The 440-nt window shown below is 68.9% G+C and carries 1 protein-coding gene; it reads left to right on the plus strand.

What is annotated here, in order from left to right:
- Positions 1 to 440: PPE family protein (locus tag ACRCUN_RS34260; RefSeq protein WP_462146043.1), on the plus strand; the 440-nt coding region annotated here is incomplete at both ends.

Raw genomic sequence — 440 nt, forward strand, 5'->3', positions numbered from 1 at the left:
GGCCCAGGGTCGCTGTTGGCCGCCGCGGGGGCCTGGCAGTCCCTGAGCGCTGAATATGCTTCTGCGGCAGCCGAACTCACGAGTGTGCTGGGCGGGGTGCAGGCCGGGGCGTGGGAAGGGCCGAGTTCCGAGCAGTACGTGGCGGCCCACGGTCCCTACCTGACCTGGCTTGCGCAGCAGAGCGCGAACAGCGCGGCCGTGGCGGTTCAGCACGAGACGGCGGCCGCAGCGTATTCGACGGCGTTGGCGACCATGCCCACGCTACCGGAGCTGGCGCTCAACCACGTGGTGCACGGCGTCCTGATCGCGACGAACTTCTTCGGTATCAACACGATTCCGATCGCGCTCAACGAGGCCGATTACGTGCGGATGTGGATCCAGGCCGCGACCACGATGAGCACCTATCAGGCGGTGTCGGGCGCGGCGGTCGCCGCGACGCC

The sequence above is a fragment of the Mycobacterium venezuelense genome, assembly GCF_054919535.1.